Below are 23,983 nucleotides of genomic sequence, written 5' to 3'. Positions count from 1 at the left end.
TTACACTCCCTGCGTACAACCTAGTTGATTCAAATAGCTAGAACGGTATGACTGCCCGCTCCTGCTCAATCTTGTAAACCTGTTGCTGGCAACTGATAATTTTTGGCACTGCCCGACTACAATGTCGGGACCACAGCCCATAGGTATTGGCACCCACATCAGCGATTTCAATCCAATAGCCCTCATCAATAACAGGCAGTAGCACATTCTCTGCCAACACATCACCAGCAAAACACAACGGTCCGACAAGATCGATCGCAAAGCATTCACCTCGATCTTTTGGCAAACCGTGGCGGTCATACACATTAAACTGCAACTTGCGAGGCTGGCTATAAATATGCCGCATTAAAAAATCCGCACCCAGATGAAGGTAAGCCTGCGGCCGAAACTTGCCAACACCATCGACAGACTCGACCACAGAATACGCACTACCAATAGGTGTATGTACCCACTGACCAAATTCCGTGATGATCCGATACTTTTCAAGATAGGGGATAGCGCTGACAGCTGCCCCATAAATACGCATCTCCTCTTGGTCGACAGATGCGGAAAGGCCTCCACCGATATCCAGAAAGTCAATCCTGCGTTCAATGCTTGCCGCTGCCAGCACCCGATTAATCTCTTCGGCCAGAGCTACGATTTTTTCAACTGCAGGAACATTATCAAGAGCGCCCGTTACCCCCGAACCGCTGTGCATATGCAGCCCTGTTATCGGAAACTCGACACAAGCCCGGATAATTTCCTCTCTTTGCTGTATCGGCACACCAAATTTTGACGAGACATGACTCACGTTGTAGTGTTCATGTGCCGTTGTTTCAACCAGCGCATTGATACGCAATCCGATCGATAATTCAGACAACGCTGCAAGTCGAGGTAGCTCAGTAAGGTTGTTGGCGTTTACGACCATACCAGGCCAACGCCGTGCACACGCCTCAAGCTCCCAGACACGCTTAACGGGTGAGTCAAACACCAGCTGATTGGCTTTTGCACCAGACTCTTCAGCCAACACTAGCTCTTCGAAACTGGCTGCCTCCAACATGAGGCCCGATTGCACAATATGCGAAAGCACGCTTTTCATCGGGTTTGTTTTGATAGCGATCGCATGACGTGCCTTTGATGAAAAAGCTGATAAAAGCTGCGCCAGACGGTTATCCAGCCTATCAAAATCCATCAGCAGAAAAGCCGAATCAAATTGATCCAGTAACCCTGCCTTCTGAATAGCTGACAGCGGTGTACTCATTCTTTTATCTCCCACGCTCAAAGGCGTCAACCTCACACGCCAGAGCGTCAACCATTTCGTACTCCGCACGCCAGTCCTGTGCCGCAGTGTTGGCCAATTGCCGAACCGCCCAGGAACCTAATGCGAACCGAATAAAAGACCGATCACCATACCGCACTGGCTGACCAATAAAGACCCTACTAAAACTATAATGATTGGCAAACTCACGCTGAACAAAGCTGGCAAACAGCGCCTGCAACTCTTCATGACTGAAATACTCACCGCCGCTGATAACACGAAATGAAATGATTGAGGCGTTGGTTGCTTCCTGATCCGGCATCAATTCAAAAAATTCAGCCTCTCCTAGCGCGTTCAGAACAGCTTGATTCCAGCTTTGGATAACCTGATTCGCTTTCTCTTTATCCAGCCGGTCATACGCCTCCATTTCTGCCAGCGCACAATCCCAGCGCAATCGAAGACCAGAATTATTGCCATAACAAAACTGTTGACGCACATGTTCCAAGTGACCCGGGATATCATTGCGAGCAAAAATTTTGGACAGCATGGCAAATGCCGAAACATCGACACCACGCAAACGATCCGTCCATGTGCAAGGCACCAGCAATGCCCCGCAAAAAGGAGGCGCGTTATAGAATTTGGAGCCGGTAATCAGCACCATGGCACCTTTGGCAAGTAATTCCTGAATCAGCAGAGGGTCTGCACGGAACTGGCATAAATCTACTGTCCAAAGCACATTCCGTTCGGGGTCAATAATGTTGAGGTCATCCTCTATTCCCGATTTACTGCCATAGACCAAATTCACAATTGCACTATGACCCGGGTAAGACGACAACACCTGGTGGACCTCTTCATGCCGAGACCGGATTCTGCCATCTGTTGATCTGGCCCCTAAACGGACAACACGTGGATTTAAATCCGAAGACAGCTGCTCGCCTTTTTCGAAAAAATCATCAAAAGGACCATTTTCCGAATGATAACGACCCTCCGCAGCAAGATTAGAACCAGATCCCAATTCTTCAGGACATGACACGATATTGAGCAGGGGTTGCCGACTAAGAACTTTTTGAAACAACAGCGGCAGATAAAGAAGATCCGAGCCAGATGGGCCAAAAAACACATCAAACGCAACGTTATCCCCAATCAGTTGCTGCAACCGATCACACTGCTCCTGTGCCCACTGGTCGAGCTCGGACTGACCGGAACACTGAATGCGCTGTAAAGCACTCACGGCAATGGGTTGGGTAAACGGTGTCAGACTACCGCAGGTACAAGAACCTCGATAATGAACATCATGAAAGTCAAGCGGGTTCAGATAGTACTTATTACGCCCCGTTTTCGGATTGAGAAACAATCTTTCATCGCAACCGGAACTCACTACGTCCTGTAAACCATTACAATCCATCGTAAAAAATCAGCCTCCAGCCAGATCATTACCTCTAAAAAAAGCACATCATACAGGCTCTCATCATAAGTGCTAGAGCATAGAGTACTATTTAAATACCCATTTTACCCAACGCCTCTATAATTTGCCGCAGCACACCGGCAAGCCTGGGGTGACGGTTTTCAAACTCATTGACCTGTTCTTCGAGCTGGTCCATCAAACTGTCAGGTTGCTGCGAAGCTAGCTCCCCCTCATTCGCAATTTCTACCATCTCTGTCATCAGGCTACCCAGCACATCCCGCTCTTCAGTTGACAGCTTGCTCGCCCGCTCCAGCTCTTCATGTAAATCCTGCAACCGGTTACGCAATTCATTATCGCTCATACATCTGCTCCAAATTTAATTCAACGATGACTTCCAGCATAAGACGCACGTAAAAAACCTCTTCATACCCGATTAAACAGCGTCCATATTCCAATCAGTATAAATCCGCAACCCGCGACAAGATGAAGTATTTTTTCGCTGACCACTTGCGAGAGCGCCGACCCGACTAAAACACCAATACCCGATGCAACAACTAACGCTAACGACGCGGCTGCAAAAATAAGCCACTTACTCACTTGCTGATCCGACGCAAATAACATCGTTGCCAGCTGGGTTTTATCCCCCAGCTCGGCCAGAAATACAACACCAAAAACCGTTAAAAACACTTTCCAATCCATCATTTCAAACTCTCACAAACAAAATACACCCCTCTGCAACTTTACCGCACTCTCGAAAGAGTTGTGTGTTTAGTGCTTCAAGGCTCGAAAAAACATTCAATATTGCACATAATTAGTGCCTACAAAATCATCTTCGATAAAACAATAACCAATATGGTGCAAAAAGAGAGGATTTACCATGTCTCCACGACGATCTAATCGTGTCAATGTCGCAGCAGCGCTGCTGGCTTTGGCATTACCAGCAGTCAGCCATGCAGATTCACTGGATGGCGCAAATACCGCCTGGATTCTAACATCCACGGCGCTGGTTTTGTTTATGACCATTCCGGGCTTATCCCTTTTTTATGGTGGGCTGGTGCGTTCCAAGAATGCATTGTCAGTACTCATGCAATGCTTCACCATCACTTGCATCGCTTCCATTATCTGGTTTATTTGCGGATACAGCCTGGCATTCACTGACGGTGGAGACAATAACGGCTGGATCGGTGGCATGAGTAACTTTCTGTTACAAAATGTTCAGGAAGATACCCTTGCTGGCGATATTCCCGAATCGGTCTTTGCCATGTTTCAAATGACCTTCGCCATCATCACCCCGGCTTTGATTGTCGGTGCCTTTGCCGAGCGCATGAGATTCGCCACCATGGTGATATTCAGCGCTGCATGGCTATTGCTGGTCTATGTGCCAGTCACTCACTGGGTATGGGGTGGCGGCTGGCTGGGTGAAATGGGGCTGCTGGATTTTGCCGGCGGTACTGTTGTTCACATCACCGCAGGTGTCGCAGCACTGGTTGCCGCCATGGTTATGGGAAACAGAAAGGGCTTTCCAACCACTGCTATGCCTCCACACAATATGACGATGACCGTCACTGGCGCGGGTATGTTGTGGGTCGGCTGGTTTGGTTTTAACGCGGGTTCCGCGCTTGCAGCCAATGGCGATGCGGGTATGGCGATGCTGGTTACGCACATTTCTGCAGCGGCCGGATCACTGGCGTGGATGACTATCGAATGGATCAAATACGGCAAACCTTCGGTACTGGGTATCGTTACCGGTATGGTTGCCGGACTGGGCACCATCACCCCTGCTTCTGGTTACGTTGGCCCGGGTGGCGCACTGATTATCGGTTTGTCCGCAGGTACAATCTGCTTTTTCGCTACTCAAGCTATCAAGCAAAAATTCAAAATAGATGATTCTCTCGATGTATTTCCGGTGCACGGCGTCGGCGGTATTCTCGGCACCCTTCTAGCTGGCATTTTCGCCTCAGACCAACTGGGTGCCTTCAGCGGGCAAGGCTACAATGAGGGTATGGCCATGGCCTCTCAGTTCACGGTGCAGATGATTGGTGTTGCCAGCACCTTCGCCTACACCGCAGTGGTCAGTTATGTATTACTGAAGCTGCTCGACGTCACCATGGGATTACGAATCTCTGAAGAAAACGAAACCCTGGGGCTGGATATCTCCGAGCACAATGAGCGGGGATATGACCTCTAGGACGGCCAAAGACTGGTAAGTTTTGTATTAGGCCAAACAGCAAAGCCGCAGATAGTTTCTGCGGCTTTTTCTTTATTAACGAAAAAGCCGCGCCGACTCAAACCCGATTGCGAGAAGATATCGCGCTAAAAGGTTGTAACACTTTTTTCGGACTGTAATGCCGGTGCAACCATCGGCCTGTTCACACTAACTACCCGGCCAACCGTCCTCAAATACCATCTCATCCAGGCTGAGCTGTTTTTCCCAGCCACAGGTAGCCAACTCTGGCTTATCGGCAAACTTTTCTACATAACCCACACACAGATAAGCGATGGGTTTGACATGATCTGGCAGATTGAAGATATCAGCCAGCGCCTGGGGTTGCACAATGGATACCCAGCCCACACCCACGTTTTCAGCACGGGCAGCGAGCCAGAGGTTCTGTACAGCACATACTGTGCTGTACATATCCATTTCTGGTTGATGGGTTTTTCCCAGCACTACGTTACCACCGCGGGTGCGATCGCAGGTCACCAGAATATTCAACGGCGTTTCCAGGATACCTTCCAGTTTGAGACTGGAATACTGTTCACGCCGATCCCCCTCAAACATTTGCCGAGCTTCTTCGTTGGCAAGCGTAAAAGCCTCAAATACCCGCTGGCGAATGTGAGGTTGTTTCACAAGAATAAAATTCCAGGGCTGGGAAAGCCCGACAGAAGGCGCATGGTGAGCTGCATTGAGGATTCTTGCCAGCACATCATCTGGAATCACTTTATTCAGGAAATGGCGCCGTACATCGCGGCGGCTATACAGCACTTCATAGAAGGCTTCTCTTTCCTGGTCAGAAAATATTTTATTCACTCAGCTTCTCTCTAACACCGTGGCGCTCAGTCTTGTTGTATCTGACTTGTTGTAAATACTCACACATCATCTCTGCACCATCCAGAATCCGCGTGGTATGCCGCTGCAAAATGTCTGGCGGAATAAAGAAGAGCTGCTTTTTCTGCACCGCTTCTATCACTGTCCATTGCTGCCATTCATCCAGCCATTCGGGGCGTGCATCGCCATGACCGCTGGCGACAATAGCTTCGGGGTTGCGGCGAATCACCGTCTCCACACTGATTTTCGGTGCCATCGGAATTGCATCAGCGAAGATATTTTCACCACCGCACAGTTGAATCACACGAGAAATCAGATGTTGCCCATTAATGGTCAACAGTGGTTGATTCCACACCTGATAAAACACCCGCACCACTTCCTGCTGCTGGTACTGGTGTTGCAGAGCCTGATAGCGCTGCCTGAAATCTGCCGCGGCGGCTTTTGCCTGCTCCTCTGCCCCCAACAGCAAACCCAGATCTTCCAGCAATAGAGCCACATCTTCCAGGCTTTGAGGCTCGTCCATGTAGACCTTGAAACCGAGCGCACGCAAACGGTTAACCATCTCCATACCATTGCCGCCAAAAGCCAGAATCAGATCCGGCTTCAACTCGCTGATCAGCTCATAATTAACCTTCTTATAGGTGCCCACACGAGGCAATGCCAAGGCTGCCTCGGGGTAGTCACTGTAATTAACCGTGGCAATTAGCCGGTCACCGGCACCGGCAGAAAAAACCTGCTCGGTTAAATGGGGTGCCAGGCTGATCACCCGCTGGGCAGGCTTGTTCAGCACCAGGGTATAACCACTGTCATCAATCAGGCGGTTGTCACCAGCAATGGCTGCGCTTGCAAGCACCCCACTGATCAACAGCACACGCCTGACCATTGCCACAACACCTGCCATTAAACGGCAACGAAAACTGACCATAACCTTATTTCTCCACATTGCCAGACACATCCATGCCCGACGAAAACAACTGCAGCGCCTGTAACAACCGTTGTTGATCAGACTCCGCAGGCAAACCAATCCGGATACCTGCCTGACCTCCAGACGACACTTCGCCGAACAACGAGGGCGAAAGCTCTCTCACCAAAATACCCTGCCGGGCCAACACTGAGGTAATACGAGCACATTCGTCGTAAGCCCCGAAGCCACTGGCGAACAGTGCAGCACCGGCCCAATCCAGTTGCGGCAAATACGTTTTCAACATACACAAGTGATCAGCCGAAGCCGCTCGCAATCTGAAACGCTGTGCAGTTTGCCACTCTTGATCAGCCAGCACCTGCGCTCCTACCCAACGTGCCGGATGACTCACCGCCCAGGGGGACAAGCGATTATTCAGCCAAGCGAGCACCGAACGTTCCGCCACTACAAACCCCAACCGCATACCCGCCAGGCCAAAAAACTTTCCCACAGAACGCAATACTACTAATCCTGAAGGCCAGGAACCCGTAACCGCAGCGCACAAACTCTGCGCTGGTGTTGCATCCATAAAGGCTTCATCAACAACCAGTAAACCGCCTTTTCTGGAAAGGCGCGCCGCAACTGATAACAAACCCGAAGTAACCATGGTTTCAGTACTGGGGTTATTGGGGTTGATCACAACTGCACTGCTGACGTCGGTATACTCCACCAGATCCATCAACTCTTTGCTATTCCGATAGGCAACCGGCAAATAGCCCGCACCCCGCCAGTGATAATGGTGCTCTTGATATCCCCAGTAAGGCAGCGCCACTTTTTGTTTTTGCGGTAGCTGGTCAGCGAATAACAACGGCAAAGCTTCGATGGCAAACTGGGAGCCGGGAACTGGCAACAGGTTTTCAGGCAAACAGTCATAGTAGGCCGAAGCTTGCTGCACCAGCCCGTCATCTTCCTGAGGCAAATCCCGCCACACTCTCTCCGGCACGCCGGGCACTGGCCAGCTCACCGGGCTGATACCCGTAGACAGGTCCAGCCACCGCTCAAGAGGGATATCGTAAGTACGACTGGCGGCAATCAATCGTCCGCCGTGTGCAGGTCGACCTTCACTTTCCTCCACCGACGCGCGCGCACTATCTGGCCCAATATCAAGCAACGGCACTGACAACCACCAAAGCAAAACCCAGAAATAACCAAAACAAGACGCCGCGCTGCAATAAATCAACGGCGCGACCAATATCTTCGCGGCATACGGGCCGACCGAAACCCAACCGCGGGCGCCATTGCTGCTTGCCCTTGTGCCATGTGGAGCCACCCACCTCAATGCCAAGCGCTCCAGCACCGGCCGCCATTACCCGGCCGGCGTTGGGACTGTCGGTCTGAGCGCCCTGCTCACTGATCGCTTTTCGGCCACAGCTGAAGTCTCCCATCAAACAATAGGTGAGCGCGCAGATCCGGGCAGGTATCCAATTAGCCAGATCATCCATGCGCGCAGCCACAAACCCAAAATATTCATACTGTGCATTGCGATAACCCCACATGGCATCCAGAGTATTGATCAACCGGTAGGCAAGCGCACCCGGCGCTCCGGCCACAACAAACCAGAATATCGGTGCAATCACTGCATCGCTGCCATTTTCCAGCACCGATTCCACCGCCGCCGCACTCACCTTTTCGGCAGACAACTCAGCAGTATCCCGACTGACAATACGTGCAACCGCAACCCGGGCTGCCGACAAATCACCTTGCGCCAGTGGTGCCTCTACTTGCATGGCATGTTGCTGCAAACTGCGCAAACCGATACAGCAATACAACACCACTATAGCCAGCACACTGCTAACAACACCTGGCAACACCGCGAGCAGTACAACCAGCAACAGCACAGGCACGGCCACCAAGGTTGACCAGCCCAATAATCCTTGCGCACGCTCGTCACGCAAACTTTGAGTTTTACCTCTCAGTACGGCCTCGACCCATGCAGCCAACCGACCAAATCCGGCTAGCGGGTGCCAGCGCCTTGGTTCTCCCAGGCAGTGATCGAGCAGCAAAGCCAGGGCGACCACCAGAACAGTTCCCCCAACCAAACTCAAAGGGCAACTCCCGGCAACACTTCGGTAAACAACGACGCCGCAAAACACGCAACCAGCAATAGGGCCAGCTCCATCAACTCAATCAGTGCACCGATGCAATCACCATTAAAACCACTAAGTCGACGGAGTACCGCACGCCGCCATAGAGCAAACACCAGCAATATAGCCATCAGCCAGAACAATAAGAGTTTTACCGGTAAAAACAGCGCCAGCAGTACCAGAGTTGCCGCTACCGAACAGGCAGCCCGGGGGCCAGAAAATGTGACCTTGACCGACGCGCCCATACCGGACTGGCTGGCTGCTGGCACGAAAGCAAAAGCCGCGAGGGCTATCAAACGGCCAAGTACAGGAACGGCCCAAACAATACTGTTCACGCCTACATTCAGCAAATGCGACAGCGCGGCAAACTTTAATAACAGCACGACCATCAACCCTGTTGCGCCTATCGCACCCACGGCCGGATCTTTCATGATTTTCAGGGTACGCTCGCGATCCCCCATGCCACCGACCCAGCCATCGAGCATATCGGCTAGCCCGTCCAGATGTAGCGCTCCAGTCACCAGCACCCACAGGGAGAGCATCAGCGCCGCCAATAGCAGATGACTGATGCCAGCAAAAACGGATACCTCGTACAGCAGTGACAACAAGCAACCAATGATCAGGCCCACCGCTGGATACCAGGCCACAGCCATGCCGGTGTCGGGCACAACCGATTTCACCGCAGAAACCGGCAGGCGGGTCAGCAACATGAGCGCAGAAAGCAACCCGTTGATTTCCCGACTAACCGCGGCTTTCTTTTGCTCCATATCTATCGAATGCCTTCTGGGTTGTGGCTGATCAATACCGGCGTCAATTGCTCGTTATCATGATAAATTCGCACCCGCGTCAGTGAGGCGTACGGCACATCGAAATGACTGACTTTTGTCGATGGAAAACCAAACAGCAAACCCAAAAAAAACTTGATGGTGCCCGCATGCTGCACCACCAGCACATGACTGCCTTTATGAGTATTCAGCAGAGCGTCCAACGCCAACTGTAACCGCGACTGCAGTTGGGCAACTGTTTCACCGCCGGGTACAGGATGCGCTTCGGGGTCTGAAAAAAATCTCCGCAGCTGCTCGGGTTGCTGCTGCCATAATTCTTTTAGCAACTGGCCTTCCCACTCACCAAAATCCAACTCCCGCCAGTTCTCATCAACAGTAACCGGCACAGCCAGCTCCCCCGCCAATTGCTCGGCAAACTGGCGGCAACGCTGCAACGGTGAACTGACAACCTGGTGCCAACCGGGATTATTCCGGGTCGCGTTCTCCATCTGCTGCCAGCCCTCGGATGAAAGCTCAACGTCGGTGGTGCCACGCAGAATCTCGCCACCTTCACAGGCTCCGTGACGCAACAAATCGAGGGTGGTGACTGGCTGATTGACGAATGTAGACACCCGATTATTCTCCTTCACTGACACCGGCTTCGGCGAAAGTCGCCATCTCGTTATGAAGTACCAACGCCATTTGCACAACCGGCACTGCCAGCGCCGCCCCCGAACCTTCCCCCAGACGCAACCCCGCATTGAGTATTGGACTGGCCTCCAGTGCCTGCAATGCCAACCGGTGCCCCAACTCGGCAGACTGATGGGAAAACAGTAACCAGTCGCGCACTCCGGGGTTAATACGGCAAGCCGCCAGTGCTGCTGCGGTGGCAATAAAGCCGTCAATCAGCGAGGGAATGCCCCGCTGTGCACAACACACATAGGCCGCTGCCATAGCCGCGATTTCCAGGCCACCCAGACAGCGCAGGACCTCAGTGGCATCAGACAAAACAGCGCTATGGTGCCTTAATGCCCGCGCAACAATTTCACATTTATGAAACAACGCCTGATCGTCAATACCGGTGCCGCGCCCGACAATCTGCTCAGGTGCTATGCCGGTGTAAGCGCAAATTAACGCGGCAGCGGCGGTGGTATTACCAATACCCATATCTCCAGCAATAAACAGATCTGCGGATGCCGGACAGTAATCCCGTCCGGCCTGCACCGCCGCTGTATAGAGCGCTTCAGACATGGCCGGAGCTTGCAGAAAATTCTCAGAGCCCGATGACAATGCCAGATTAACCACCGTATCGAAGTCGTCTGCCGGTACAATGGTACCCAGGTTGACGGTTTTAAAGGTTGCCTTTAATTGCCTTGCCAACACGGTGATGGCCGCACCACCGCGACCAAAATTGTTCACCATCTGCGCGGTCACCTGCTGAGGGAAAGCCGACACCCCTTCGGCAACCACGCCGTGGTCAGCCGCAAACACGCAAATCGCGGGCTGTGCAATGACAGGCCTGTCCGTTTGCTGCCAGCCGCAGAAATCGATAGCAATCTGCTCCAGTTGCCCCAGCGAACCGGGCGGCTTGGTTAGCTGCGCCTGTCGCTCCGCGGCACGCTGGCGGCTTTTCTGGCAAGGCACCTTTACCGGTTCAGCGAGCCAACTTAATTCCATAGTCATAGCAACCCACTCTTTAATTCGTTCTTCAAATCCAGAGGCAATCCCGCTGCAACCAGTGTCACTCGTTGACACAAGACTGCCAATTGCTGATGTAGAAAACCGCTTTCATCAACAAAGGTCCGGCTCAGTTCGCCCATCGGCACCACGCCCATACCCACCTCGTTGCTGACCATAATCACTTGGCCTTCGGTGCTATTTAGCGCATCAAAAAAATCTTGCCGTCGCTGCTGCCAGTTTTTCTCGTACAGGCAATTACTCAGCCACAGTGTGAGGCAATCCACCAGCAGGCAGTGCCCGACATTCGCATACTCACGGACCACTGTAGCCAGATCAACGGGCTCTTCCACCAACAGCCATTCACTGTTGCGGCGCGACCGATGATGGGCAATTCGCTCTGCCATTTCCTTGTCACCCGCCTGCGCCGTGGCCACATAAACCAGTTGTAGGCGACTCTCCCGGCAACGCTGCTCCGCCAGACGGCTCTTGCCAGATCGCGCACCACCCAGAATTAATTCCAATCGCTTATCCACGAATAACACCTCAGGAAAAAATCAACGGCTTGCCGGTTACCGGATGAGGAAGCACCTCAACCGGCACACCAAATACCTGTTCAATCAGTGCCGAATGCAGAACTTGCTGAGGCTCTCCGGTAGCAGCGGTTCGACCGCAACACAGCACCATCAGTTGATCGCTGACACTGGCCGCAAGATTGAAGTCATGCACCACCATCACCACAGTTACGCCCTCGCAGGCCATACCGCGTACGATCTCTCGTAACAATTGCTGGTGGGCAAGATCAAAAGACGCCGAAGGCTCGTCGAGCAACAGCACGCGCCCACCGGTTTTGCCGTCAATCTGTGGTGGCTCCCATATCTGGGCCAGAACACGAGCCAGCTGCACTCGCTGTTTTTCTCCCCCGGATAACTGTGGATAAGCCCTGCCAGAAAGGTACTGGGCATCCACTTTCTCCAGTGCCGCACGCACAATCTGCCGATCGCGCACGACGCCCGTATCATGTGGAATACGCCCCAGCATCACCACTTCATCTACCTGGAACGGGAAATCCAGTGTGGAGTGTTGTGGCAATACCGCCATGGTGCGCGCTCGATCCAGCCGCTGCCATGCGTTGAGCGGCCGTCCATTCAGCTCAACATGGCCCTGATAATCACGATACTCGCTAGCCAACACGCGCAACAGACTGGTTTTACCCGCGCCGTTCGGCCCCATCAGTGACGTCACGGTACCAACCTCACAGCGTAAACTGACATCTTCCAGTAATGATGCGCCACCCAATTGCAGTGATATATGACTGGCACTTAACATCTTCAGCCTCGCTTATGCTGCACCAGCAGCATCACAAAGAACGGGGCGCCCAACAGTGCAGTGACCACCCCTACAGGCAACTCAGCCGGAGCAACCACAATACGGGCCAGTGCGTCAGCCACAACCATCAGCATGGCGCCAGATAATGCCGAAGCAGGTATTAGATAGCGGTGATCCGGGCCGATCAGTAATCTGACCAGGTGCGGCACCATCAAGCCCACAAAAGCGACGGTGCCTGCCACGGCAACCGCAACACCGACCCCCAGCGCCGCAAAAAAGATTAACCGTCGCTTGAGCCACTCAACCCCCACCCCCAGATGCCGCGCTTCGGATTCGCCCAGCAGCATGGCGTTCAACGCTCTCGACTCCCTGGGTAGAAAAACACTTAGTACTATTACCGTCACTAAACAAATCGATACCTGCAACCAACCGGCATTATCGAGGTTGCCCATTTGCCAAAGACTGATTCGGCGCAACATGTCGTTGTCAGCAAAAAAACTGAACAATTGATTTATGGCCCCCGCCAGCGCGCTGATAGCGATACCTGCCAGCAGCATGGTGGCCACCGACGTGCCCCGCTCACTGGTCGCCAGACGAAAAACAATCACCGCGGCCAGCAAGGCTCCCAGAAAAGATCCCACCGCCACCAATGGTAAACCCGCAAATTGCCCGGATGCCGCCCACAGCGTACCCAGTACAATCACTGCACTGGCACCGGCGGAGGCTCCGGCAGAAACACCAATCAATGTCGGGTCTGCCAGCGGGTTGCGAAACAGACCCTGCAACACAGCGCCACAACTGGCCAACAACATACCCACCAGCAGTGCCAATACCACCCTTGGCAATCGAATCGCTTCCAGTATCAGCTTTTGCTGGCCGCCCTCTTCGCCTGTACTGACCAGAATCTGAAAAACGTCTGATAAAGGAATCACCACAGGGCCAACTGCCAGCCCCAGTAAAACCACCGCGGGCAGAATCAGGGCAAGAATAAAAAACAATCTGGGCGCCGTCATTATCCGCATTGTTGTCGCCCGCTAAAATCAAGCTCATATTGTAACGATTCCGCCGTTGCGGACATCACCAATTTGGCAAGCACCTCACCCAACAGGGTGTGTTTGCCTGCATACTGAATTGCGCGCTTCTCAATGCCGGAATCTGCACGGGAGGCAACGCCAGAAACAACAGCGATTGCATCCGTTCCCGTACCTGTGGCGATCTTGTTCGAGACAGGGCTTCGAATATCCAGCTCTTGCAGCAGTGCCGCTTTCGCTTCACTGGCTAACATCAACACTTCTGCCATAACCGCACCCGACAGCTGCGCGCTACTGAGTACCACTGTATTGATCGTACCCGTTTTTGTAACCAGAGCATCCAGTTGCCGGTATTCCGCCAGGTCTCCGGCCCGGCGAGCGTTGGCAAGGCCGCTGGTGACCATCACCGCAATCTGCTCATCTTCGACCATGCTGCAATGAATACGCGCTGACGCCATGGATGCTGCCGTCATCATACCCACCGAGTTTTCGCTCCAGCCTTGCTGCACACAAAACTGCGTCAACGAGATGGCAGGGTCTTGATATCCGGATAAACCAGCGCCCGATACCCGCAAATTAACCAGCCCTGTCACCTGAGAGCTACCCCCGTTCAAGACCGTATTCCCCAAGACCTGTCTCGGTTCGGCAAAATTCAGGCGCAGGTATTGCTCAGTATGCTGAACCTCTACACCGCGAATCAAATTGACTGGTAACGGAATAAATGCCACGAATTACTGTCCTGACTTTGGTTGTGCGTCATTTTGTAAAAACAAATCTGCTGCCGCCTGAGGGTTCGAGGGGAAATACCAGTGAACATAAGACGCCACCAGCCCATCATTTTTCAGCACCCCTTCACCTTCTGTCCCGCGGGGGTGACGTGTCGCATACAGTTCAAAAGACGGCGCTTTATCAAAACTTGAATAATGAAAAGTGTGCCCGCGCAGCTCACCTGAGCCAAGATCCGCTGCTTGCGCACCCAGGCCAGCCAACCGTTTCTGGATACTGGCGCTGGCTGGGATAACACCCGCCATGTCACCACTATTACCCATTTTGTCTGTCAGCGTTTCCAGTAAATAAAGCATACCGCCACACTCAGCCACCATTGGCTTCCCGCTTTGGCAGTGCTCGTTAATGGCCAACTTCATTTCCTGGTTTGCCGATAGCTGGCTCAGATAAAGCTCCGGATACCCTCCCGGCAAATAAACACTGTCGGCTACGGGCAGAGCGTTGTCTTCCAAGGGTGAAAAAAACGTAATCTCAGCTCCCATTGCGGTTAATAAATCCAGGTTCGCACGATACACAAAGCTGAATGCCGGGTCTTTCGCTACCGCAATTCGCTGCCCCTGCAATAAGGGCGATACCACCTGTTCACGAAACAAAGTGAAAGATACAGGCTTAGGTAACCGGGCCATAGGCGTCAGGCCAATCAACTCGGCAGCCGCATCCAGTTTTTTATCCAGATCGTCAATGTCTGCCGCCTGGTAAAGCCCCAAATGACGCTCGGGCAACGTAATGTCTTCAGCTCTGGGCAGGCTGCCCAACCAATGACTCTGGCTGGCAATACTCTGCTGTAACATCTCACCATGCCCTTCACTGGCAACCCGGTTGGCAATCACTCCGGCAAACTCCATTTCAGGGCGATAAGAAGCCAGACCACTGGCGATGGCACCAAATGTTTGCGCCATTGCGGAGGCATCAATTACTGCGGCAACCGGCACACCAAAACACACAGCCAGGTCGGCACTGCTGGGCTCTCCATCGTAAAGTCCCATCACGCCTTCAATCAAAATCAGATCCGCTTCCAGAGCGGCTTCAAACAACAACTGTTTGCTCTGACTTTCACCCACCATCCAGAGATCGAGCTGATAAACCGGATTCCCGGACGCTTGCTCGTGAATCATCGGATCGATGAAATCCGGCCCGGTTTTAAACACCCGAACATGCCGCCCCTGATTGCGGTGATAGCGTGCCAGAGCCGCCACAACAGTAGTCTTGCCCTGCCCAGAGGCAGGCGCACTAACCAACAATGCGGGGCAGCTAACAGACTTTGTCACTCTGACACCCCGGCAGCTCCAAGAACACCCACCGCATTGTTGTCACACCAATATTGTTGCAATATCTTTCCTCAATCTGAATTGAGCTCACTGTTCTGCCAGCAAGGTAGCAGGAAATCCAGCGATAGATTCTGCTCAACCTCATCGGCCAGACGGTTTAATGCCTGGTCACGACCAGCACTCTGATCAATACCAACGGCATTGTGCAACCCCGCCCACTGCAGCAATGCCGCCAGCGCATCGGGCACATCAAACAAGCCATGCAAATAACTGCCACATACCTGCCCATCCGCAGATCTTGCGCCATCTGTCCGGCCGTCATCCAGTTGCAGCAGGTATCGCTCCAATCCCGCTCCGGTGGTGACACCGCAATGTATTTCGTATCCTTGAACCCTCTGCCCGGAATACAGCTTTCCATTGGTTTTCATTAGCTGCTTTTGCGGTTTTAGCTCAGTATTAATCTGCAAGAGATCGAGACCCAATGATGTGCCAGGCAGATCTTCAATGCCTTCAGGATCAGCAACAGATGTGCCCAGCATCTGATAACCACCACAAATTCCCATCAATTTGCCGCCATACCGCAGGTGCCGCTCTATAACGCTTCGCCACCCGTTATCTTCAAGCCATTGCAGATCTTTACGAACATTTTTGCTGCCTGGAAGAATAATCAGATCCGCCTCTGGAACCGGTTGATCTTCACCTAATACTCCGGGGCCAATGAATTTCAAATCGACCTGAGGGTGTAATCGCAACACATCAAAATCCGTATGATTGCTGATACGTGAAAATACCGGCACCACTACTTTCAGAGTCGGCTTGTTGTCAGCCAGAACCTGCTCGCTGTTAACGGCATCCTCCGCATCGAGGTGTAACCCGTGTAAATAAGGCAGCACACCCAGTACCGGCTTGCCGGTGAATGTCTCAAGCCAGTCGATACCCGGCTGCAATAACCCAAGATCACCTCGAAACTTGTTGATCACAAAACCAACCACGCGCTTTTGTTCGGATTCTGAAAGCAGTTGCAACGTACCTACCAGGTGCGCAAAGACACCGCCCCGGTCAATATCGGCAACCAGAATTACCGGGCAATCCACGGCTTCGGCAAATCCCATATTGGCAATATCGTTATCGCGAAGGTTAATCTCTGCCGGACTTCCGGCACCTTCAACCACAATCACATCGTACTGCTCGGACAACCGTTGGTGAGAGTCGAGCACCGCCTGCATCGCCGTTTGCTTGTAGTTGTGATAATCGCGGGCATTGAGATTGGAAACAGCTTTACCGTGAACAATTACTTGGGCGCCCGTGTCGCTGGAGGGCTTTAACAACACCGGGTTCATATCTGTATGCGGCTCGAGGTAACAGGCCTCAGCCTGCAACGCCTGCGCACGACCAATTTCACCCCCCGCCGCCGTTACCGCGCTGTTGAGCGCCATATTCTGCGGTTTGAACGGCGCCACTTTGACACCTTTGCGCGCCAGTACCCGACACAGCCCCGCCACCAGCATACTTTTTCCGGCATCGGAGGTTGTACCCTGAACCATGAGGGTTTGGGTTGAAGGCTTACCTGAGAGCGGCATGTAACGGAACCACCTTGCTGTATCCGGAAATAATGTCCCCGAAAACAGCGCCCCCAAAAACAACACCCCCGGATAACATGGCCGAAGCAGGCACAGGAACAAAGTGGCCTCGCACTATCAACGCGCTGCCAACTGAGTAGTGAGACTTATTGGATTGCTGCGTCACTTCGTTTCTCGCAGAGACTCACGATACGATTTTTAATAATCAACACCCTGGCGCGCTTTAATCCCCGCCTTAAACGCATGTTTGACTTCCTTGATTTCGGAAACCGTATCGGCCAACGCCTGCAAAGCCGAGCCGCCACCTCGGCCAGTAACGACAACACTTTGCTCAACCGGGCTGTTTTTCAGCGCCTCCAACACCCGGTTTTCGTCCAGGTATTTGTAGGCAATCATGTAGGTTAGTTCATCCAGTACAACCAGGTTATAGCTTTCGTCCTGCAGCATCTTTTCCGCAACAGCCCAGGTTCGCTCTGCGGCTTCAATATCCGAGGTGCGATCCTGAGTATTCCAGGTAAAGCCTGTGCCCATCTGGTACAAGTCCACATTGGAATCCGGCTGCTTCGCCAGTTCTTTCAAATACAGCTCTTCACCGGACAACTGAGCGCCTTTGATAAACTGGACTACCCCCACCTTGTGGTGATAGCCCAATGCCCGCATCACCATGCCGAAAGCAGAGCTGCTTTTGCCCTTGCCATTACCTGTCAGTAAAATCAGCACACCGCGCTCAATGGATGCCTCGTCAACACGGGCGTCAACCTTGGCTTTTTGCTTTTCCATTGCCCTTTTGTGTTTGGCGTTCTTAGCCGTACTTTCACTGGCCGTACTTTCATTGGAAAGATCCGTCATAACGAGCTCCTGCGATTATTGGCTTCGAGATATTAACAAGGCGTGCCATACGCTGTCACAGCCGATAAGTTGCCGACAGTACCGCGTTAACACCATCTTCATCGTAGGTCACAATAGTCTGGTAATCCTTATCCAGGAGGTTGCTTACCTTGAGTCCCAAATCCAGGTTCTTCGACACCTTGTAACCCATATGTAAGTCAACAACGCCATAACCCGGCAATTCAGTGGTATCAAACGTCTCACTCTGGGCATTAAGAGCCAGACCGATATTGAAATCACCGAATGCTTTGTCAGCACTTAACTTCAAAGAGCGGCGAGCACGACGACGCAAAGGTTCATCATCAGCAGCGCTCTGGTTATCGGGGTCAAGCCAGGTGTAACTGCTGCTCAACTGATATCCGGCAATCTCGGTGGAGGCTACGATATCGAAACCTTTTACCCGTGCTTCGCCAAGATTGACCGGAAGAAAACAGAATGGCGCAGAAGGGCCACAACCAACGAAAGCTGTCTCAATCAGATTTTCAAACGTCGTTCTGAAGAAGGTTACCTCTAAATCCAGATTGTCCCAGTTACCTTTGAAGGTCAGTTCATTTGAGCGTGAACTCTCTGCCTGAATATCAGGGTTTCCGAAACCGGGAAAATAAAGTTGGTTAAAAGATGGTGCCTTGAACCCGGTGCTGTAGCTGTACAAGACCTTATAGTTTTCACCGAAGTTGTAACCCAGGGAGACATTACGGGTATTGGCTGTTTCAAAGACTTCATTATCGTCTTTACGCCAACCGGCAATCAGTTCCAGGCCTTCAAAATTCAACTGGTATTGACCGAAGAACGCCCGGTTTTCACGACTGGATACCGGGAATTCGCCATCAACTAAACCAATGATCGTGTTGGATTCTACAGAGCGTGTATCCTGATCAACTCGCTCATTATAGTTTTCACCACCAAGGGTAATGACCTGATACTCTCCCAGCGTATAGTCGACCTGCAACCCCATAGTGTCCCGGCGGGTTTTTAACGCGCCAAAACCTGTTCCGGAAATATCACTGCGGCTGTCGCTGAGATCCGTCGACCGGGCCAGCGTTGAGGTGAACTTCAGGTTGTCAGTAACGTTGACTGTGGTTTTATTGCTCAGGGTTTCCACACGGAATTTGGTAAAGCGTGGGTTACCACCGAAGAGATCGTCAAACTCGGATTCGCCGGTGTTCACCAGATAAGCGAGCTCTGTCTCAACCGCATCGGAAATTTTCCAGCTTACGAGTGCAGACGCATTGTTGCTGCGATAGGCATCATTCTCGCCGTTGTTCTGCCGGTCGTAACCTTCTGTTTCCTGGTGGCTGCCACTGACACGATAACGGAAAGTATCGGACCCGCCAGCCAGGGTTAGCTGATATTCCTGGAATGCGTCAGTTCCTGCAGACACCTTTATTTCTGGATGAAAGCCCTGCTCTGCACGCTTGGTAAAAATCTGCACAACACCACCAATGGCGTCGGCACCGTAAAGACTGGAGCGAGCACCCCGGACAACTTCAATACGCTCAATCTGACTGGGATCAAGGTGCTCCAGCGAAGCCGTTCCACTGGTAGCACTGTTGATTCGAACGCCATCGACCAGAACCAGGGTCTGGTCGCTATTAGTGCCTCGCAAAAACAGACTGGTCGTGGAACCTTGACCGCCATTACGACGAATACCCAAGCTTGGCACCTGTTTGAATACATCAAACAAGTCTCTGGGCTGAGTAACCTCGATATTTTCAGACGTAATCAGCGTTACCGGAGCCAAGGTTTCAGTCAGTAACTTGGGGGTTCGCGTCGCAGTGGTAATAATTTCCTGTGCGTGCTGCTCTTCGGCAACCACGTTGCCCGCTGCAATTACAGCGGCCACGACAGTAAATAGTTTTTTCATTGTAAATTCCTCAAACGGTTACATAACAAACACGCATGAGGGAGGAGTTCAGGTGGGTTGTCGTCTGTTTACCGGAAAGGTAACGAGAAACCGCCTTGATGAAGCCCTCCGCTTCATTGTATTGCGTACGAACTACACGAGGCCGGTTCCGGGCTTTCAGAAAACTTTTTTCGGAAAAAAAGACTTCTGATTACCGTTGCGGGGGCAGCGTTGGAATGGCGAAAGATATAACCCTATAACACTATCTTCGCGCACCAAACTTCCCGTTTAACCTGTTCCATCAAAGTCTGGGTAGACTTTCTAACAGGCACCTGATGCAGGGCGAGCGATTCTACAGAGGAGAATTTTTTTCGTCAAACGAATTCGACAATAGCAAACAAGAGAGATACGGCATTGGCGGGAAAAGTTGATGCTGACTATATGGCTGATAGCGCCTCACTTAGCTTTTTCACCGAGACAATTTCCATTCCAGCAATGGCTTTTTTGGGTACATTCCCGGCGGGTACAATGGCTCGCTTGAAACCATGCTTGGCCGCCTCGCGCAGACGTTCCTGCCCGCTGGGGACCGGACGAATCTCGCCTGAAAGCCCGACTTCACCAAATACCACCAAGTCCTGCGGCAATACCTTGTCTCGAAAACTGGAAACCACTGCCAGCAAAAGGGCTAAATCGGCACTGGTTTCCAACACTTTGACACCACCTACGACATTCACAAACACATCCTGATCACTCACCATCAAACCACCGTGGCGATGTAAGACCGCCAGCAACATGGACAGCCGGTTATTATCAAGGCCCACAGTGACCCGACGCGGATTGCTGAGGTGACTATCATCTACCAGCGCCTGCAGCTCCACTAACAATGGTCGGGTACCTTCCCAAACCACCATGACCAAACTGCCCGAAGCGGGTTCGCTGCCCCTTTGCAAAAAGATAGCCGAAGGGTTCGAAACTTCTTTCATCCCCTGCTCAGTCATAGCAAAAACACCCAGCTCATTCACCGCGCCAAACCGGTTTTTCAGGCTTCGCAAGGTGCGGTATCGGCTGTCATGAGCGCCTTCCAACATTAGAGAGCAATCGATCATATGCTCAAGCACCTTCGGCCCAGCAAGACTGCCATCTTTGGTGACATGCCCAACTAGTAACAAGACCGTTCCTGTCTGCTTGGCATATTGAACCAATAATGCGGCACATTCACGAACCTGAGAAACACTGCCAGGAGCAGACTGAACCCCCTCGCAGAACATCACCTGAATAGAATCCACCACCAGAATTTTTGGGCGATGTTTTTCGGCAGTAGCGCAGATGGTTTCCACTGCCGTTTCAGCCATCATCTTCAAGCCATCAGTCTTTACGCCTAGTCGATGGGCCCGCATAGCAACCTGCTGCAAAGATTCTTCACCCGTCACATATAACGCACTTTGCTGACCGGAAAGACCACAAAGTAGCTGCAACAGTAACGTACTTTTTCCGGCGCCAGGGCTGCCTCCGATCAGCACACAGGAACCTGGCACCATGCCACCACCAAGCACCAAATCCAGCTCTTTAATACTACTGCTAATACGCGGCTGCTCGTCAAAATCGATATCGGCAAGTGCTTTTACTTCACCATCAACCGCCCCCGCATAACCGCGCTTACTGCCGCCACCTGAGGGCGGGGTGGAAAAGCGGACTTCTGTGAGAGTGTTCCAGGCTTTGCATTCCGTACACTGGCCTTGCCATTTGGTGTAATCGGCACCACAGTCGTTGCAAACAAAAGCCGCCGTTTTTTTCTTGGACACGGTAAACCCCGGATCAGGATGGTAAGAAGCTAGTCTAGCCTTTAGTGAAACTGCAAGGAAGCTCGCACGAAAGCGCGCGTTTCAAATACATTACGTTTATTGAATTCAATGTAATCAGCACCAAGGTTCTGCCCAATCAATTCCAACTTCAAGTCGGCCTTGGGCAGGCGGAGGGTTTTCGCCAAACGCACATCTACTCGGTCATATGAGGGGGTATCGCAATCAAGTGCAGCGTCACAACCCCAGAAAATCCAGGTCATTTCGCCGAGATAGTAATAGCCTGCGCTAATTTGCCAATCATCACCAAAACTATGTGAAATCAGCAAGCTGCCAGTGACTTTAGGTGTGGCATCGCTACTAGCAAAGCAACGGAAGGCCATCGGCTGGCAATGCTGATCGGCTTCGGCATAAGCGTACGAGCCCCAGACACGGGTATTGTTGGATACCTGCCACTTAAACCCGAGCTCTGCCCCGGTAATTTCGGTTGCGCCTCCATTGAAATTGAGAATTGCCCCCGTGTTGAACAAAGATATCGCTTCTGAATAAAGGGGGTTAGCAATAAACTCTATTTCATTGTCGAACTCCTCCCTGAAAAGCTTGACATCAACATCCAACCTCCCGCGAAACAGAGAGCCAATGTAACCCAACTCGTAACTAAGTAACTCTTCCGGCTCTAATACTTCTAACGATAACTGTACTTGATCCAAAACACTGCCATCATTAAACCGCACAGATGAATCGTGAAACGCTTCAGCGATAAAAGGTTGGCGACTGCTTTCTGCCACAGATAATCGCAGTACATGATTGTCAGCGACAGAGTAATTCAAACCCAAGCGTGGTGAAATTTCGGCACCATTCAAACCATTATCTTCATACATTACACCTGCATTAAACAACACGCTCTCGAAAACCTTTAGTTCGAAGTTACCCTGAACTCTATAGGTTTCCACACTTTCTTTCTCTCGAAGCCCTATCATAGGGAGGCCATTTACATCATCTAACCGATAACCAACCCCCCATACCGCGCGAATGTTCACCCCCAACAACAATTGCTGCTGAAATTCTGCATCCACACGACTAGATACGTAATCAAATACTCGTACTGTTATCATTTGATCAACTTGTCCATCAACAAGAAGAGGAACTTGAGAAGGAGAAACGCCTATTAGACCAGACAACAATCCCGCATCAACCCTATCCTCCTCTGACGACTCACTGGCCCCTAGCTGTATATACCATTCATTGCCAGGAGATGATGAACGAGTAAACCGAATATTGGCGTACTGTTCCTTTGCTTCCTTCTCACCTACCGGATCTATGGGGATCCCAATTGCACCTCTACCCCAGGGCCCCTCAGCGTAACCCAGCTGAAAATCAAGCAATGCTGATGAATCCACCTGATAACGACCCTGAAAACGCCCGGACCGAGATCTGGATTCGTCATTGACACCTGCAAAGCCGTCCGTATTGAAATAACTAAAGGACCCCCTGTAATCAAACTTATCGCTAGAGTGAGCGTATTGCGCATTAAACAACTCCGTGTCCCGGCTACCATTGGCAGAACTAAAGCGCCAGCCCGGGTTAGCAAAAGGTTCTCTAGTGACAATATTAATTGCACCGATAAACGCATTGGAACCATAGGCAACACCCGCTGGGCCCCGCACTACTTCAATACGCTCAATGTCATCAACAGTTATACCAAGACGATCCCAATCGACTATTCCAAACAGTGTTCCCAAAGCAACACGTCCGTCAATCAGAACCTGCATACGGCGAGAGAGGCCATCCGACTGACCATGGTAAGTCACGGCGGTATGGTGGTCGCGCCAGCTAAGCCCCACCTGAAAACCGGGCACCAGCCGAAACAGATCAGGAATTTCTATAAAACCGGAAGCCTCAATCATTGGCCTATCAAGAACGGTAATAGCCACGGGTGTATCGGTAACCGGCTGCGGCAGACGTGTAGCCGAAATAACCATGGAAATCTCGACAAAATAATCCTCTTCTGTCAGATGGTGTGCCGATGACAGGGCAGGCACGAGAACAGCTAAAAACAGAATGAGCAGAAAGCGGCAAAAACGCCATTCTCTAAAACTGGGATCGCATTGATTAATAAGAAAGGTTTGCCACACAACACTGTCCATGTCTATTGTTTTTTCTGCATTCTAACCTGACTCTGCACACCAGCAAAGGTCAGGCTGTTGTTATCTGGCAAGCGCTCACAGGCACCAATTTCTCCAGACCACCAGTAATTAGCTAAACTCGGGAAAAGCTTTCTGTTA

Annotated in this window: 22 protein-coding genes and 1 riboswitch; of the genes, 1 reads left to right on the top strand and 21 read right to left on the bottom strand. The window is 51.8% G+C overall.

What is annotated here, in order from left to right; genetic code table 11:
• Positions 1–37: 37 nt before the first annotated feature.
• The 4 genes from H7A02_00200 to H7A02_00185 all read right to left on the bottom strand — a co-directional run bounded on the left by H7A02_00200 (position 38) and on the right by H7A02_00185 (position 3,341).
• Positions 38–1,240, bottom strand: a complete 1,203-nt coding sequence (locus H7A02_00200; GenBank protein ID MCP5170674.1) for a hypothetical protein — start codon at positions 1,238–1,240, stop codon at positions 38–40.
• 4 nt (positions 1,241–1,244) lie between these two features.
• Positions 1,245–2,642: a hypothetical protein gene (locus H7A02_00195; GenBank protein ID MCP5170673.1), complete on the bottom strand. Its 1,398-nt coding sequence runs from the start codon at positions 2,640–2,642 to the stop codon at positions 1,245–1,247.
• A gap of 91 nt (positions 2,643–2,733) precedes the next feature.
• Positions 2,734–3,003, bottom strand: a complete 270-nt coding sequence (locus H7A02_00190) for a DUF4404 family protein (GenBank protein ID MCP5170672.1) — start codon at positions 3,001–3,003, stop codon at positions 2,734–2,736.
• Positions 3,004–3,065: 62 nt separating this feature from the next.
• Positions 3,066–3,341, bottom strand: a complete 276-nt coding sequence (locus H7A02_00185; protein MCP5170671.1) for a TMEM165/GDT1 family protein — start codon at positions 3,339–3,341, stop codon at positions 3,066–3,068.
• Positions 3,342–3,519: 178 nt separating this feature from the next.
• On the opposite strand from H7A02_00185, the gene H7A02_00180 reads away from it, so the two are divergent.
• Complete coding sequence (locus tag H7A02_00180) at positions 3,520–4,830, top strand: ammonium transporter (GenBank protein ID MCP5170670.1); 1,311 nt, start codon at positions 3,520–3,522, stop codon at positions 4,828–4,830.
• Positions 4,831–5,016: 186 nt separating this feature from the next.
• Here H7A02_00180 and bluB read toward each other — a convergent pair whose 3' ends face one another.
• The 17 genes from bluB to H7A02_00095 all read right to left on the bottom strand — a co-directional run bounded on the left by bluB (position 5,017) and on the right by H7A02_00095 (position 23,845).
• The gene (bluB, locus tag H7A02_00175) at positions 5,017–5,670 is read right to left on the bottom strand and encodes a 5,6-dimethylbenzimidazole synthase (GenBank protein MCP5170669.1); all 654 of its coding nucleotides are present in this window, start codon (positions 5,668–5,670) and stop codon (positions 5,017–5,019) included.
• Positions 5,663–6,571: a cobalamin-binding protein gene (locus H7A02_00170; protein MCP5170668.1), complete on the bottom strand. Its 909-nt coding sequence runs from the start codon at positions 6,569–6,571 to the stop codon at positions 5,663–5,665. Before H7A02_00170 ends, bluB begins: the two co-directional genes overlap by 8 nt.
• 46 nt (positions 6,572–6,617) lie before the next feature.
• On the bottom strand, positions 6,618–7,724 hold the full coding sequence (locus H7A02_00165) for an aminotransferase class I/II-fold pyridoxal phosphate-dependent enzyme (protein MCP5170667.1): 1,107 nt from the start codon (positions 7,722–7,724) through the stop codon (positions 6,618–6,620).
• A 28-nt stretch (positions 7,725–7,752) separates the two neighbouring features.
• Positions 7,753–8,688 carry a cobalamin biosynthesis protein CobD gene (gene cobD / locus H7A02_00160; GenBank protein MCP5170666.1) on the bottom strand — a complete coding sequence of 312 codons (936 nt, stop codon included), beginning with the start codon at positions 8,686–8,688 and terminating at the stop codon, positions 7,753–7,755.
• A gap of 2 nt (positions 8,689–8,690) precedes the next feature.
• The gene (locus tag H7A02_00155) at positions 8,691–9,467 is read right to left on the bottom strand and encodes an adenosylcobinamide-GDP ribazoletransferase (protein ID MCP5170665.1); all 777 of its coding nucleotides are present in this window, start codon (positions 9,465–9,467) and stop codon (positions 8,691–8,693) included.
• 35 nt (positions 9,468–9,502) lie between these two features.
• Positions 9,503–10,129, bottom strand: a complete 627-nt coding sequence (locus tag H7A02_00150; protein MCP5170664.1) for a histidine phosphatase family protein — start codon at positions 10,127–10,129, stop codon at positions 9,503–9,505.
• Positions 10,130–10,133: 4 nt separating this feature from the next.
• Positions 10,134–11,174 (bottom strand): nicotinate-nucleotide--dimethylbenzimidazole phosphoribosyltransferase, encoded by a 1,041-nt coding sequence (gene cobT, locus H7A02_00145; protein ID MCP5170663.1) that lies wholly within the window; start codon positions 11,172–11,174, stop codon positions 10,134–10,136.
• 2 nt (positions 11,175–11,176) lie between these two features.
• Positions 11,177–11,719 (bottom strand): bifunctional adenosylcobinamide kinase/adenosylcobinamide-phosphate guanylyltransferase, encoded by a 543-nt coding sequence (gene cobU / locus H7A02_00140; protein ID MCP5170662.1) that lies wholly within the window; start codon positions 11,717–11,719, stop codon positions 11,177–11,179.
• Between the two features lies 1 nt (position 11,720).
• Positions 11,721–12,503, bottom strand: a complete 783-nt coding sequence (locus H7A02_00135; protein ID MCP5170661.1) for a heme ABC transporter ATP-binding protein — start codon at positions 12,501–12,503, stop codon at positions 11,721–11,723.
• Positions 12,504–12,505: 2 nt separating this feature from the next.
• Positions 12,506–13,516, bottom strand: a complete 1,011-nt coding sequence (locus H7A02_00130) for an iron ABC transporter permease (protein MCP5170660.1) — start codon at positions 13,514–13,516, stop codon at positions 12,506–12,508.
• Positions 13,516–14,262, bottom strand: a complete 747-nt coding sequence (locus H7A02_00125; GenBank protein MCP5170659.1) for an adenosylcobinamide amidohydrolase — start codon at positions 14,260–14,262, stop codon at positions 13,516–13,518. The genes H7A02_00130 and H7A02_00125 overlap by 1 nt, the downstream gene beginning before the upstream one ends.
• Before the next feature lie 3 nt (positions 14,263–14,265).
• Positions 14,266–15,588: a cobyrinate a,c-diamide synthase gene (locus tag H7A02_00120; GenBank protein MCP5170658.1), complete on the bottom strand. Its 1,323-nt coding sequence runs from the start codon at positions 15,586–15,588 to the stop codon at positions 14,266–14,268.
• Positions 15,589–15,659: 71 nt separating this feature from the next.
• Positions 15,660–17,168, bottom strand: coding sequence for a cobyric acid synthase (locus tag H7A02_00115; GenBank protein ID MCP5170657.1), 1,509 nt, complete (start codon positions 17,166–17,168; stop codon positions 15,660–15,662).
• A gap of 198 nt (positions 17,169–17,366) precedes the next feature.
• Positions 17,367–18,017, bottom strand: a complete 651-nt coding sequence (gene cobO / locus H7A02_00110) for a cob(I)yrinic acid a,c-diamide adenosyltransferase (protein MCP5170656.1) — start codon at positions 18,015–18,017, stop codon at positions 17,367–17,369.
• 55 nt (positions 18,018–18,072) lie between these two features.
• On the bottom strand, positions 18,073–19,920 hold the full coding sequence (locus tag H7A02_00105; protein ID MCP5170655.1) for a TonB-dependent receptor: 1,848 nt from the start codon (positions 19,918–19,920) through the stop codon (positions 18,073–18,075).
• A gap of 122 nt (positions 19,921–20,042) precedes the next feature.
• Positions 20,043–20,250, bottom strand: a riboswitch (cobalamin riboswitch).
• An 86-nt stretch (positions 20,251–20,336) separates the two neighbouring features.
• Positions 20,337–21,701, bottom strand: coding sequence for a DNA repair protein RadA (gene radA / locus H7A02_00100; protein MCP5170654.1), 1,365 nt, complete (start codon positions 21,699–21,701; stop codon positions 20,337–20,339).
• A gap of 41 nt (positions 21,702–21,742) precedes the next feature.
• Positions 21,743–23,845 (bottom strand): TonB-dependent receptor, encoded by a 2,103-nt coding sequence (locus H7A02_00095; GenBank protein ID MCP5170653.1) that lies wholly within the window; start codon positions 23,843–23,845, stop codon positions 21,743–21,745.
• Positions 23,846–23,983 lie beyond the last annotated feature (138 nt).

The organism is Pseudomonadales bacterium (assembly GCA_024234435.1).
In the GTDB taxonomy this organism is placed as follows: Bacteria; Pseudomonadota; Gammaproteobacteria; order Pseudomonadales; family Porticoccaceae; genus JACKOF01.
Note: the sequence above shows the minus strand (reverse complement) of the source record. Positions and strands in the feature narration are given on the sequence as shown.